General features: G+C 55.6%; 12 protein-coding genes and 1 tRNA gene. 8 read left to right on the top strand and 5 right to left on the bottom strand.

What is annotated here, in order from left to right:
• The first annotated feature begins 23 nt into the window (after nt 1–23).
• The 6 genes from AGA_RS04260 (at nt 24) to AGA_RS04235 (ending at nt 5,782) form a co-directional block, all read left to right on the top strand.
• Nucleotides 24–1,049, top strand: coding sequence for an NAD(P)H-quinone oxidoreductase (locus tag AGA_RS04260; RefSeq protein ID WP_083503538.1), 1,026 nt, complete (start codon nt 24–26; stop codon nt 1,047–1,049).
• A 61-nt stretch (nt 1,050–1,110) separates the two neighbouring features.
• On the top strand, nt 1,111–1,809 hold the full coding sequence (locus tag AGA_RS04255) for a YggS family pyridoxal phosphate-dependent enzyme (RefSeq protein ID WP_059023172.1): 699 nt from the start codon (nt 1,111–1,113) through the stop codon (nt 1,807–1,809).
• A 121-nt stretch (nt 1,810–1,930) separates the two neighbouring features.
• A complete protein-coding gene (locus tag AGA_RS04250; RefSeq protein WP_059023171.1) occupies nt 1,931–3,922 on the top strand; it encodes a potassium transporter Kup in 1,992 nt (663 codons plus the stop codon).
• A 4-nt stretch (nt 3,923–3,926) separates the two neighbouring features.
• Nucleotides 3,927–5,081: a radical SAM family heme chaperone HemW gene (hemW, locus tag AGA_RS04245; protein ID WP_059023170.1), complete on the top strand. Its 1,155-nt coding sequence runs from the start codon at nt 3,927–3,929 to the stop codon at nt 5,079–5,081.
• A 42-nt stretch (nt 5,082–5,123) separates the two neighbouring features.
• A complete protein-coding gene (locus AGA_RS04240) occupies nt 5,124–5,555 on the top strand; it encodes a DUF1489 family protein (protein ID WP_059023169.1) in 432 nt (143 codons plus the stop codon).
• Nucleotides 5,556–5,706: 151 nt separating this feature from the next.
• Nucleotides 5,707–5,782 (top strand) — tRNA-Glu (locus tag AGA_RS04235).
• Nucleotides 5,783–5,974: 192 nt separating this feature from the next.
• Here AGA_RS04235 and AGA_RS04230 read toward each other — a convergent pair.
• The 5 genes from AGA_RS04230 to AGA_RS04210 form a co-directional block, all read right to left on the bottom strand.
• The gene (locus AGA_RS04230) at nt 5,975–7,210 is read right to left on the bottom strand and encodes an MFS transporter (RefSeq protein WP_059024636.1); all 1,236 of its coding nucleotides are present in this window, start codon (nt 7,208–7,210) and stop codon (nt 5,975–5,977) included.
• Nucleotides 7,211–7,236: 26 nt separating this feature from the next.
• A complete protein-coding gene (locus AGA_RS04225) occupies nt 7,237–7,635 on the bottom strand; it encodes a GlcG/HbpS family heme-binding protein (RefSeq protein WP_059023168.1) in 399 nt (132 codons plus the stop codon).
• A 94-nt stretch (nt 7,636–7,729) separates the two neighbouring features.
• Nucleotides 7,730–8,455, bottom strand: a complete 726-nt coding sequence (locus tag AGA_RS04220) for an IclR family transcriptional regulator (RefSeq protein ID WP_059023167.1) — start codon at nt 8,453–8,455, stop codon at nt 7,730–7,732.
• Nucleotides 8,456–8,528: 73 nt separating this feature from the next.
• Nucleotides 8,529–9,173: a LysE family translocator gene (locus AGA_RS04215; protein WP_059023166.1), complete on the bottom strand. Its 645-nt coding sequence runs from the start codon at nt 9,171–9,173 to the stop codon at nt 8,529–8,531.
• Between the two features lie 143 nt (nt 9,174–9,316).
• Complete coding sequence (locus tag AGA_RS04210; RefSeq protein ID WP_059023165.1) at nt 9,317–9,934, bottom strand: histidine phosphatase family protein; 618 nt, start codon at nt 9,932–9,934, stop codon at nt 9,317–9,319.
• A 59-nt stretch (nt 9,935–9,993) separates the two neighbouring features.
• Here AGA_RS04210 and AGA_RS04205 point away from each other — a divergent pair, with 59 nt between their 5' ends.
• Both AGA_RS04205 and AGA_RS04200 read left to right on the top strand, forming a co-directional pair.
• Nucleotides 9,994–11,955, top strand: coding sequence for an esterase/lipase family protein (locus AGA_RS04205; protein ID WP_059023164.1), 1,962 nt, complete (start codon nt 9,994–9,996; stop codon nt 11,953–11,955).
• Nucleotides 11,952–12,956, top strand: coding sequence for an Lnb N-terminal periplasmic domain-containing protein (locus tag AGA_RS04200; RefSeq protein ID WP_059023163.1), 1,005 nt, complete (start codon nt 11,952–11,954; stop codon nt 12,954–12,956). Before AGA_RS04205 ends, AGA_RS04200 begins: the two co-directional genes overlap by 4 nt.
• Nucleotides 12,957–13,079 lie beyond the last annotated feature (123 nt).

The following is a 13,079-nucleotide window of genomic DNA, read 5'->3' as shown; positions in this document are numbered from 1 at the left end:
TACTCAGAAATCGGCGGTGTCCCATGCCTGCTGCTCCTGTTGTTCCTTCCTCCATGCAAGCCATCTGTTTTACCGAACCCGGTGGACCGGACGTCCTGCATCTGGAAACCCTCCAGATACCCAAACCCGGCCGAGGGGAGGTGCTGGTGCGCGTTATGGCGGCGGGCGTCAATCGTCCGGACCTCATGCAGCGTCAGGGCCTCTATCCTCCCCCACCCGGCGCCTGCCCCCGCCTTGGGCTGGAAGTAGCGGGGGAGGTTGTGGCGTGCGGCCTACCGCTGGAAGGCGCCACCATGCCAGCCATAGGCAGCCACGTATGCGCACTGACCAATGGTGGGGGGTATGCACAGTACTGCCTTGTGCCCGCAGGCCAGTGTCTGCCGTGGCCCAAGGGCTTTACTGCCGAACAGGCCGCAGCCCTGCCCGAAACGTATTTTACCGTCTGGTCCAACCTGTTTATGCCCAGCCTGCCGCCACAGGGGGCACGGGTGCTTATACACGGTGGCACCAGTGGTATTGGCACAACGGCCATCCAGCTTGTTAAGGCATTTGGGGGACAGGTTTTTGCCACGGCAGGCAGCCCGGAAAAATGCGCATTGTGCGAAGAACTGGGGGCAACGGCCATCAACTACCGCACGGAAGATTTTTTAACCCGCATCCGGGAAATGACACACGACAAAGGTGTGGACATTATTCTGGACATGATTGGGGGCGCCTACTTCAACCGTAATCTCAAGTCTCTCGCTATGGATGGCAGGCTGATCATTATTGCACTACAGGGCGGCGCCAAGGCCGAACAGGCCGATCTGGCCCGGATCATGACCCGCCGTCTGACCGTAACCGGTAGCAGCCTGCGCCCCAGAGACAGCCGCAACAAGGCCCGTATTGCCTACGAACTTCAGGACCATGTGTGGCCTTTGCTGAACAAAGGCGCCATATGCCCCCTTATCCACGCCACGTTCCCCCTTGCGCAGGCGGATAAGGCCCACGCGGCGCTGGAAGCCGGAAACCATATTGGCAAAATTGTGCTAACCGTTTCCCCCGCCTAAAAGGGAAGGAGCAAAAGCAGGGCCTGCCCTGCCTCCGTCTTTGAAGGAACTCCGGGGCCATATGGATACGTCTCTCGCTTCCCCCTCATCCACCATTGCGGACCGGCTCGATGCGGTCCGCAAGAGTATGCACGCCGCAGCACTGGCTGCCGGGCGTGACCCGGCTTCGGTCTCGCTGGTGGCTGTTTCCAAATTCCATCCCCAGCAAAGCGTGCAGGAGGCCCTTGCCGCGCACCAATGTGTGTTTGGTGAAAACCGGGTGCAGGAAGCCGCCGCAAAATTCCCACCTTTGCGCGCAACGCATCCCAACATGCGCCTACACCTTATTGGTGGGTTGCAGACCAACAAGGCGCGCGAAGCTGTGCGTATTGCAGACATGATTGAAAGCCTTGACCGCCCGGCACTGGTGGACGCCATTGCCAAGGCCGCAGATGCGGAAGGGCGGCTGCCTGACCTGCTCGTCGAGGTTAATACCGGGGATGAACCCCAGAAGTTTGGCGTCCCGCGGGAAGAGGCGGATGGGTTTATCCGGCTCTGCCAGCAACGCTTTGGGGCATCACTGCGTGGGTTAATGTGTATTCCCCCAGCCGGGGAGAATCCGGTGCCCCATTTTCAACTCCTGCGCAGCATGGCGCATACTCACGGGCTGCCTGTGCTCTCCATGGGCATGTCGGCTGATTTTGAGCAGGCCATTGCGCAGGGTGCGACCCTTGTGCGGGTTGGTAGCGCCATATTCGGGCCACGCCCGGTACTGGCCTAAAGAGCCTATTCTCAATAATGGTATCCGGTATGCCTTGCCTCTGGCACTCTCCCCACCTTATGGAGGGCATCCTAGAATTTCTTTCTTCTTCTTGTGCCCCTGACGCGGAGCCAGAAATGCCATGACAGACGCCGACAGTACAAAGCCTACAGGTTCCGCCCCTGCTCCGGGTGAGCCGCAGCCAACAACCGGAGCACCGGAACCCCGGCGTATTGCCGAGTTCGACGCAGACCAGCCGCAACATGCCACGGCTCCTGTAGGCTTTGCCGCTCTGTTGAGCGTGTTGGGCGTTGTGTATGGTGACATTGGTACAAGCCCGCTTTACGCCTTCCGCTCCACAGTGGAGGTCATTTCCGGCCACCATAAAGTGGAACCGTGGGAAATTATGGGGGTCGCCAGTCTTATTTTCTGGACCCTCATCCTAATCGTGACCGTCAAATATGTGCTGCTCATTATGCGGGCGGACCATAATGGCGAGGGGGGCATTCTTGCCATTATGTCCCTCGCTCAGCGTGTCACCACCAATACACGAACGCGACTGGCCCTTGGCATGGTCGGCATTATTGGCACCTGTCTGTTTTTTGGGGATGGCATTATTACGCCTGCCATTTCCGTTCTATCCGCCATTGAAGGGGTAGAGGTCAGTATTCCCGCAGCGCATGAGGTGGTTATTCCAGTAGCCATACTGGTTATTATCAGCCTCTTTAGTGTGCAATGGGTTGGTACGGGCCGGGTGGGAACCATATTCGGGCCCATCATGCTGCTCTGGTTTGGCACGCTGGGTGTACTGGGAATTCTCCAGATTCTGCACCACCCCCATATTCTGCTGGCTTTATCCCCCACCTATGCACTGGAATTTGTGTTTTATCACGGTAAGCTCTCTTTCCTTGCGCTGGGGGCTGTTGTGCTGTGCGTTACCGGGGCAGAGGCGCTTTATGCGGATATGGGGCACTTTGGCCGTGCCCCCATTCGTTACGCGTGGCTGTTTTTTGTGCTACCCATGCTGGTGCTGAACTATTTTGGGCAGGCGGCGCTGGTTATTGCCGATCCCCAGGCTCTGGCTAACCCGTTCTTCCTGCTCTGCCCCAACTGGATGCGGGGGCCAATGGTGGTACTGTCCACACTGGCCACGGTTATTGCCAGTCAGGCCGGGATTTCTGGCGGGTTTTCGCTCTGCCGCCAGCTTATTCAGCTCGGTTACATGCCCCGCCTGCGCATTACCCACACAAATGCTGAAGAAGAAGGGCAGATCTACCTACCTGACTTCAACCGCTTTTTGGCCGTGGGTGCGGTGTTGCTGGTTCTGGCCTTCCGCAGTTCAGACGCCTTGGCCTCCGCCTATGGTATTGCGGTTACGGGCACGTTTATCTGCACGTCCATTCTGGCTATTGCGGTCTTTCGCAAGCACTTCAACTGGCCAGCATGGCAGGTGGGTATGGTGTTTGGTGGCTTTTTGCTGCTGGATGGCACCTTCTTTACCGCCAATGCGCTCAAAATCCCCGATGGTGGGTGGGTTCCCGTCATGCTCGGCTGCGTGCTGACCCTGATGATGACCACATGGAAAAAAGGGCGCGGCCTTATTATTGCTCGCCAACGGCAGGACAGCCTGCCCATGGGGTCTTTTATCGCCCGTCTGCCCCAGTCCCGCACCATTATCCGCGTGCCGGGCATGGCCGTGTTTATGACCAGCACACCGGACTTTGTGCCGCCCTGCCTGCTGCATAACATGCGCCACAACAAGATCCTGCATGACCACGTTCTGTTTGTGACCGTGCAGAACCTCGACCAGCCGGAGGCCGAACGCGGCCATCGCGTAACGGTGGAAGAACTGGCACCAGATGTTTACCGCGTTATCCTGCGGTATGGCTTTATGGAAATGCCCAACATCCCCCGCGCCCTGGAAGAACTCAAAGCCAACGGTGTGGATTTTGACGCCCTTCAGGCCTCGTACTTCACATCACGCGAGCTGGTCACGCGCTCCTCGGTGCCGCGCATGTCGCGGTGGCGTATGTCCATCTTCCTGTTCATGCTGCGCAACTCGACCTCGAGCATGGAATTCTTCCGTATTCCGCCAGACCGCGTTGTGGAATTGGGCGTGAAGGTCGCGATCTGAGCGCGTGCAACACGAACCACTCGCCCTTTACATCCACTGGCCGTTTTGTCTGGCCAAATGCCCGTACTGTGACTTCAACTCACATGTACGGGACACCATCCCTCAGGCCCGGTTTGCCAAGGCACTCCGGGCCGAACTGGCGTACGATGCCGCACGGCTTGGCCGCCGCAGGCTGACATCCATCTTCTTTGGCGGAGGCACGCCTTCGCTTATGGCGCCAGAAACAGTGGCCGCCCTGATAGAAGACGCCACAACACTGTTTGATGCCGCCCCCGATCTAGAAATCACACTGGAAGCCAACCCGACCAGCGTGGAAGCCGAACGCCTGCACCAGTTCCGGCAGGCGGGCGTTAACCGTGTTTCCCTTGGCATTCAGGCGTTGGATGACCACGCTCTCTCTTTTTTGGGGCGGGAACATTCAGCCGCACAGGCCCGCGCAGCGCTGGAGACGGCCCGCAGCCTGTTCCCTCGCCTGACGTTTGACCTCATCTACGCCCGGCCGGAACAAACCCTTGCAGCGTGGCGGCAGGAACTAACAACCGCCCTGCAACTGGCGGACGACCATCTCTCGCTCTACCAGCTCACAATAGAGCCGGGGACACGTTTTGAGGCTCTGTACCGCAAAGGCACATTTACCCTCCCCGATAATGACACGGCGGCCGCGCTATACGATGCCACGGCAGAATTAACCCATGCCCACGGCATGGCGGCCTACGAGGTCTCCAACTATGCTCGCCCCGGTAGCGAGAGTCAGCACAACCTGACCTACTGGCGTTATGCGGACTATCTGGGCATAGGGCCCGGCGCACATGGCCGCCTGAGCTTTGGCAACACATTGCTGGCCACACGCCGCCACCGTGCGCCTGAACCGTGGGCCGAGCTGGTAGAGGCGACCGGCACGGGCCAGACCTCGGCTGATGAACTAACACCACATGAACGCGCGCAGGAAATGCTGCTAATGGGCCTGCGCGTGCAGGAAGGCATTGACCTGCGCCGTTTTTACACGCGCACCGGCATGATGCTGGACGATGCTGTAGACCAGCCCACTCTGACGCAAGCACTGGCAGAGGGCTACCTGACCCGCACCGAGCAGTCGCTCCGCGCCACGGCAGAAGGACGGGTACGACTGGAAGCACTTCTGGCCGCCCTTGTGCTTTAGGCCGATATTGCCACGCCTCCCAGCCATCCCCATGTGACTGACATGATAAACCTGATTAAACTTGTTGTGGGTGTAACCTCGCTCGAAGAACTGGCAGAACGCCAGACATTACCTGCAAACCAGCGGTTGCACCCAGCAAGTGGTAAAATGCTGCCTGTTGTACGCACGCGCACCTTTCCCAAACAGGCTGATGAGCTGTTGCAGGGCGGCTCTCTTTACCGGGTTATTGCCGGGCTTATTCTATGCCGCCAGCGGCTGGTTGATATTCAGTCTGAAGTGCGCGCCGATGGTACAAACGGCACACTGCTCTTTGTGGACCCAACCATTATCCGGGTAGAAGCCCGCGCCCTCCGCCCTTTTCAGGGGTGGCGATACCTGCGTCCGGCCGATGCCCCCCCAGACCTGAAGCATGGTGCAGGGCATGACCAGTTACCACCGGCCCTGCAAAAGGAGTTGGCTCTGCTGGGATTATAAACCAGAGCACGTGGCAAGATGAAAATTCTCCTCATCTTCATGCGTGTATCGCACGGCGCACCCCGGTATTCGAAAAAAAACGCACAATTTAAATTTAGCCGCTTGACGGTGTGTAAATTCCAATCTAAACAACGCTCCAACAACGCCTCTTGTCCCGTTCGTCTAGAGGCCTAGGACACCGCCCTTTCACGGCGGCAACACGGGTTCGAATCCCGTACGGGACGCCACTTTTAGTTGGCTATGTTGTTTTCCTTAAATAAAATAATGTACCCTATACAGTTATAACCTTATCAGGTTAATAACTTAGTTTGCGCCTGTTGCTGCAACATACGCAATCTTTTGCAATATCAGCTTACAAAACAGCGGGAAACAAAACGCCTCTTTTCAACCACGAGGCGTTTTGCACTCCCATGATCTCATCAGGTTATTGGCAAACGTTCTTCTGCTACACCACTTTTTTTGAGAATGAACAGCGCCAGAAGATAAACGACCAACCCTCCGATGGATAGCAACGCACCACCGACACCAAGCGCGCCATAACCAAACTGCTGGCCTAGCAGAACGCTCCCCAGCGAGGCGCCAAGCGCATTGGCTATATTAAAAGCCGAATGATTAAGGGATGCTGCAAGTGTTTGCGCATCCCCTGCAAAATCCATCAACCTTGTCTGCAAGGCCGGACCTAGCGCGTTCACGCTGGCAGGGATCATGAACACATCAACCATCAGAGCAATATTGTTGTGCAGTAACGCGGTAAAAACCAGCATGGCCAACGCACTGCCTGCCAGCGCAAAAATAGCCGCCAGATTAATGTTACGGTCAACCAGCCAAGCCCCGATATTAGCTCCCGCCAACATTCCTAGACCCCAGATGACCATATACACCATTACCTGCCATTCGGGCACATGCGTCACATTCTGCAAAACACTTGTCAGATAGGTATAGATTGCAAACATACCGCCAAAGCCGATGGCGGCTGTTAGCAATGTCAGCAAAACCTGCGCGTTGCCTAATGCCGTAACCTCCCTGAGCGGTGAATTGGCGCGGTTTGGTGTATCCGCAGGAATAAAACGCCATACCCCTGCAAAGGTCAGAAAACCGAACAGACCAATAATCAGGTAAGCAATCCGCCAACCAAAATGATTGGCTGCAAATGTAGAAAATGGCGCGCCCACCAAGGTGGAAATAGCAATACCGGACAAAACACGACCAACAGCCCACCCTCTGCGCGAACGCTCCACCATGGATGCCGCCACCAACGCCGACACGCCAAAAATGGCCCCATGTGGCAGCCCGGTAATAAAGCGCGCAACCTCGACCAAGCCTGCAGAAGGCATGGCAATACTCAGCAGATTGCCAAACCCGAACAGCAGCAACAGCACAAGCAGCAACTCACGACGGGAGAGGCGCGCACCCAAAATGGTAATCAGCGGCGCGCCCACAACTACGCCCAGAGCATAAGCCGTAATGGCGTAACCAGCATCGGCTGTAGAAAGATGTAGGGATGCTGCAAACTCCGGCAGCATCCCCATAATTGCAAACTCACCTGTACCCACAACAAAAGCACCAAACGTCAGAACAAGCAGCGCTGCTGTTCTGCCTTCTGGTGGCACAAGAGAGGGAGGGCCACCGGCGGGTGGTGCTGTCTGTGTTGTCATAATGCTATCTCTGCCAACAAAATCCATCAGGCCTTAAGAACATTTGCCGCAATCTGGGCAATGGCAATATCCTGTTCCGTGCTGGCACCCGACACACCAATAGCGCCCATGACCGTGCCATCTGCTGCTTTAAGAACAAGGCCACCACCAAAACTGGCCATGCCACCATTGGTGTTTTCCAACGTATAGGCGGCACCATTCGGATGACCGATTTTTGCAAAATCAGCACTATCCATCTGGAACAGGGCGGCCGTACGGGCTTTTTTGTTGGCGACATCAATAGCACCCAGAATGGTGCCTTCCATCCGCAGAAACGCAACAGGCCACGCCGCCGCATCCAGAATGGAGATGCACACCTTGACCCCCATCCGCTGCGCCTCGGCATGAGCGGCATTCAACATGGCAGTGGTAATTGTATCTTGCATGGTACGGTCGTCCCTTTTGTGAAAAAGCACGTACGTTAGCCACATGGAGGCAAAAAGAAATCAACAAAACGACGGAAAGTTTATTTATTCAACATTATTGAATATCTGGTTGTTCGACAGACCGCATCATCATCCATGCAAGCCGGATAAGCCGGTGCTGTGGGAATTTGGCTGGCGGCCCGGTCAGGCACAAACTGGCCCGGACCTCTCCATTCTCACGCCATGGAATGGCAACCCCATTCAGCCCGGGGCGGTACGCCTCCAGATCCAGCGCGTACCCCTTAATCCGCACATCTTCTATTCTGGTCAGAACGCCCTCATCCAACGCATTGGCGCGGGTTGCCAGCACCCGTTTACCCAACCCCGGCACGCAGGCCAGAAAGACCCAGCCAACTGCTGACCCTTCCAGATTCTCGCGTCTGGGCACAGAGGACAGGTTGGGGTAAAGGCCATGCGGGTCCACAACATCCAGATAAGTGGCCTGATCCCCACTGGGGACCGCCAGCCAGGCCGTAGCGCCACTGTTTAACGCAACACGTTCCAATACAGGGCGCAGGCGGGCGCGCAATGTTGTGTCATCCCCTGCAATACGCGCAAGGTTGAGAATACGCCCTCCCAAATGGTAACGCATATCCCCCGGACGCCGCTGGACATAACCCAAATGGTCCAACGTTTGTAAAATGTTGTGTACCGTTGTTTTGCCAATGCCTGAAATACTGGCAATTTGCTGCAAACGGGCACTTCCACCCTGCTGGGCCATAATTTCCAAAATGGCAGCCGAGCGTTCTATGGACTGAATAAGCTTTGGCGTTTTTGTCATACCCTGCCCGATTTATCAGCACGCCATCCTAATTCATCATGGCTGAACATCTAGGGTGTTCTCAAGTTCGCCTTCAGGTAGGAAGACCACTGAGTGCGAGCCGGAGTGCAAAAAAGAGAAAAACCATACCCGTCAGCACATCCAGCCCGCGCACGACCTTGGGGCTGGACAGAACCCGCCCTAAAGAAAACGCCATATACGCCAGAATAACATACCACAGCACTGCCATAACCACCTGCACACCTGCCAGCAGCAACGAATACGTTACCCGGTTAACGCCTGCGGGAATAAACTGGGCAAAAGCCGTTAGGTCAAACACACCCACCAGCGGATTAAGGCATGTGGTCAAAAGGCCTCGCTGATAACCAGATGCCAGATTACCAATGTGGCGGGCCTCCTCATCCGCATGGGCCATAGCCTCCGCACCGGCTGATGGCATGAGCAATTTGATGCCCAGATACGCCAGATAGAACGCACCCGCCCATTCCAGCGTCAAATAGAGCTTAGGGGATGCCGCTACGAGCGCACTCACCCCAAAAGCCGTGCCAGCCCCCCATATTGCCAACCCAGTCCCCGTACCCAAGGCCGCACCAAAAGCCGCCCTGCGCCCGACATTCATACCCAGCCGGATAACCAGAGCGGTTTCTGTTCCCGGTGTCAGCACCAGAACACCCCATGCTGCGGCAAAGGTCAGAATAGGCAGAAGAACATGGGGCATGGCAGGTCTTGCTCTCTATAAATCAGCAACAATCTCCCGGTACATGCCAACACAGCGTGCCTGGAGAACCCTATCCGTGTATCAAGAGAACCAAGAACAGGGGAAGCCTTGAGAGACGGACAAATTGAACCAGAAGGGTCTCTTTACGCCGGGCTGGCTACCATACCCACACGCCACCGCCCTGCGTGGCCGGTTAACAGGCTATAACTCCGGGGCGATACATCCAGCCGGGCTGCATGGCCCATGCCCACCACACCATCCCCCGCATACAAGACCTGCAAAATGAGGTTCCGCACAATGGAGGGGCGCGCCAGCACCACTGCTGCTGATGCAACCTGCTCCAGATCCCTCAACCATTGCGCTGTTCGCTGGTAACAGGCAGCAAAGCTTTCCCCTTCCGGTGGGGCGAACAACGCATCGGATAAAAAGGAAAGCTGCTCTGCTGGAGCAATATCCTGCAAAGCCGTGCCAGCCCACGTTCCGTAATTCCGATCCCGCAAGCTTTCGACAATCAGGAGCTGGTGCCCGCCAACATCAGGCAACGCCACATCCGGTGCACAATACAGGGTAAGCTGACGGCATGATGGCAAAAAATCTGCCACTTTTTGCATATCAAAGGGACAGGTCACCTGCTCCCCCACGGATGGCAGGTGCCCTCGCCTGACCGCAGATGGCAAATCAGATGCACAGCAAAGCAGTTTCAAAACACCGACCTTTCCAGCACGTGCTCCCTTTGTAAGGGAGGCAACATTTGCCAGCATGGAGCAGACCCCTTACACCGTCAGACATTATCTGACCGCGATTTTAGGCTAAGAATCGAATGCCTGCCTCTTACCGCCCCTTAACCCGCACCCTGTACAACCGTTTTTCGTGGATTGCACTGTGTCTGGCGGTTTCCGGTTGTGCTGCGCCCGTTACCGTGCGGCATCTGAGCCTGACAGACAGCTACAAGGAACGCAGCCAGAGCACTCTGAGCGGGCATAAACTCAGCAACACCACACGCATTGTGCTGGAACGCCAGAACCTTTTATCCATCTGGAAAAAAGACCCCACACAAGCCATTAGCATCCTACGGGCCAGCACACAGGCACAATTTTACACACCGGATTTTCAAGACCAGCTCTTTGCCCTTGCCGAGCTGACTTACCTCCATGCGCGCAAACACACTGATCGCGCAGAGTTTATGACAGCCGCACTTTATGCCTACGCCTACCTAAACCCGGATGGCCCGGAATCCGCCAAACCCAACCCTTATGATGTGCATTTTCGCCAAGCCTGCGACCTGTACATGTTTGCCTTAACCGAAGCCATGGGCAGCCCTGTGGACGTAGCCCCCCAGCGCTGGACACTTCCTTTTGGCACGCTGGACCTGTCCACCACACCAGCACAGAAAGAATGGTACGGGTACACCCTAACCGACTTCCGCCCCACAGCCCGGCTTTCGGTCCGCGGGATCAAGAACGTGTACCGCCGGGCTGGGCTGGGCGAGCCTCTGGCGGCTGTTCCACACCCTCCCGCCAATAGCCAGATCTCCTTTTCCATTACGGACAAGCTGCGTATTCCCGTTACGCTCCTACTCGAAATTCCCAACCCGAGAGAGCAGGTTTTCACCAACCATGTTTCCGGTCGCCTAACATTGGCGACAATTGATAAAACCACCAGTCTGCCAACAACAGATGGTGTTATTCCGCTGCAATATGACCAGACGGCCTCCCGCGCGATCAGTCTGAGCAACGCGGTTGACTGGTCTATTGAATACAAGGGGTTTTTGGATGGGAACCTCTTTAACAAACGGGCGCAACTGATTGCCATAGAGCCGCACCAGTACGGCCATATGCCCGTCGTGCTGGTGCATGGTACAGCCTCTAGCCCCGGACGCTGGGCAGACATGGTGAACGACCTTCTGGAAGACCCAGACATACGCGCGCATTTTGAGTTCTGGTTTTTCTCTTACGCAACGGGGAACCCCATCCCCTATTCCGCCCTCCAGCTACGCGATGCGCTCAACCGCACCATACATGACCTTGGCGGCACCCAAGCCGACCCAGCCCTGGGACAGATGACCCTTATAGGGCATAGTCAGGGTGGGTTACTCGCCAAGATGCTGACTATCGACCCGCATGACGCCTTGTGGAACGGTCTAACATCCCGTTCCCTTGCCAGCCTGAACCTTTCAGACAATGCAAGACAGTTTCTCAAACAGACGTTATTCCCCACCCCTATGCCAGAAGTCAAAAGTGTGGTGTTTATTTCCACCCCACAACACGGCAGTTATCTGGCTGATTTTTCCATCGCCCACCTCATCGGGCGGATGGTTACATTCCCCGCATCCATTACAGAGCTGACCCAACAGATTATTCAGGGCAATGCTGGGGCGCTTAACGTGGATATGAACCCAAGCCGCCTTGGAAGTGTTTATGGCATGTCCCCCCATAGCGCGTTCATTCAAACCCTTGCCGCCATTCCTGTTGCACCCAGCGTACAGAGCCACTCCATTATTCCCGTTCTGGGGGATGGCCCCCTTGCCAGCGCGGATGATGGCGTTGTGGCTTACACCAGCGCCCATGACCCTCGGGTGCAGAGCGAGTTGATTGTGCGTCATTCAGGGCATTCCACACAGGCCAACCCCATTACCATTGCAGAAGTCCGCCGTATTCTTTTGCAGCAACTGGCGGCCAGAGTGCCCGATATGCGTATAAAAGGGGATATGAACCACACAAACATTACACGTATTGGTGGTGACTACGTCATACCTGCCACATGGGGGCAGCAGAAACCATGACAGTACAGCGCTCCTTCATCCACCGTCACATCAAATGGATACTGTTTTTTATAACCATCATTTTTTCTGTTTATACATGCGCTGCCATTTACTACTCCACACTTGAGCCAAACAGCCTCCGGCTTGGTGCTACGGCACTTTATGCTCTGCTCTGTCTGGCAACGCTGTATTTACAAAAGCCCAAGCGGCAACTTGCCGCTCTATGCAGCCTTGCGATCTGTTTTTTCATCTGGTTCTTTACAGACACTCCCCGTAACACCCGCGACTGGGCGGGGGAATATGCCGTGCTGGCCGACGCTGTACAGGAAGGCCGCATCGTGCATGTTAAGAATATCCGAAACATCACTTACCGAAGTGAGACAGATTACACCCCGCATTATTACAATGCGGACTTCAATCTGGACCACCTGTCCTCCATCGACCTGGTCACATCTTACTGGGCAGGCAACAGTATTGCCCATGTGTTTCTGTCTTTCGGGTTTGATGACGGCCGGCATCTTGCTGTTTCCATTGAAACACGCAGACAGAAAAAATTTGGTTACTCAACGATCGCCGGATTTTTCCACCATTACGAACTGACATATGTGACCGCAGATGAACGCGACCTGATTGGCGTACGCACGGATATACGCAAGGAGCGTGTTTACCTTTACCGCCTCAACCTCTCCCCCCAGACGCGGGAAGCCGTTTTTAAGAATTACCTGAACGAGATCCATCTCCTGACCACGCAACCACGGTGGTACAACACGCTGATGGACAACTGCACGACAGAAATACTGGCTCGCGCCAATGCACGCCCCCGCTACAGGCTGGATTGGCGCATTCTGCTCAGCGGTTATACAGCCTCCCTCGCCTATGATTTAGGGCTGCTGGATACCCACTATGACTTTGCCACACTCCACAGACTCAGCCGGATAAACAGACCAGAAAACGCTACCCCAGATGCGAATTACTCTAATGAAATACGCGAATCCCTACCATTCACACTTGATAACAAATAAAAACAAGTCTATTTACATGCACATCACTCGCAACTCGAAGTAAGCTTATTGCAAGTAATAATTATTTATTGAAAACCACTTGATTTTCCATATTTTTTTGTTTGCGAACGATCGCGCTTTATA

This window comes from Acetobacter ghanensis, from assembly GCF_001499675.1.
GTDB classification, from domain to species: Bacteria; Pseudomonadota; Alphaproteobacteria; order Acetobacterales; family Acetobacteraceae; genus Acetobacter; species Acetobacter ghanensis.
This window is presented reverse-complemented; position numbering and strand designations above follow the sequence as displayed.

What these genes read in the sequence shown, in the direction of transcription:
- AGA_RS04230 (WP_059024636.1), bottom strand. Translation starts at nt 7,210, where the DNA reads ATGACAACACAGACAGCACCACCCGCCGGTGGCCCTCCCTCTCTTGTG.
- AGA_RS04200 (WP_059023163.1), top strand. Translation starts at nt 11,952, where the DNA reads ATGACAGTACAGCGCTCCTTCATCCACCGTCACATCAAATGGATACTG.
- AGA_RS04250 (WP_059023171.1), top strand. Translation starts at nt 1,931, where the DNA reads ATGACAGACGCCGACAGTACAAAGCCTACAGGTTCCGCCCCTGCTCCG.
- AGA_RS04210 (WP_059023165.1), bottom strand. Translation starts at nt 9,934, where the DNA reads ATGCTGGCAAATGTTGCCTCCCTTACAAAGGGAGCACGTGCTGGAAAG.
- AGA_RS04255 (WP_059023172.1), top strand. Translation starts at nt 1,111, where the DNA reads ATGGATACGTCTCTCGCTTCCCCCTCATCCACCATTGCGGACCGGCTC.
- AGA_RS04240 (WP_059023169.1), top strand. Translation starts at nt 5,124, where the DNA reads ATGATAAACCTGATTAAACTTGTTGTGGGTGTAACCTCGCTCGAAGAA.
- AGA_RS04205 (WP_059023164.1), top strand. Translation starts at nt 9,994, where the DNA reads ATGCCTGCCTCTTACCGCCCCTTAACCCGCACCCTGTACAACCGTTTT.
- AGA_RS04215 (WP_059023166.1), bottom strand. Translation starts at nt 9,173, where the DNA reads ATGCCCCATGTTCTTCTGCCTATTCTGACCTTTGCCGCAGCATGGGGT.
- AGA_RS04220 (WP_059023167.1), bottom strand. Translation starts at nt 8,455, where the DNA reads ATGACAAAAACGCCAAAGCTTATTCAGTCCATAGAACGCTCGGCTGCC.
- AGA_RS04225 (WP_059023168.1), bottom strand. Translation starts at nt 7,635, where the DNA reads ATGCAAGATACAATTACCACTGCCATGTTGAATGCCGCTCATGCCGAG.
- AGA_RS04260 (WP_083503538.1), top strand. Translation starts at nt 24, where the DNA reads ATGCCTGCTGCTCCTGTTGTTCCTTCCTCCATGCAAGCCATCTGTTTT.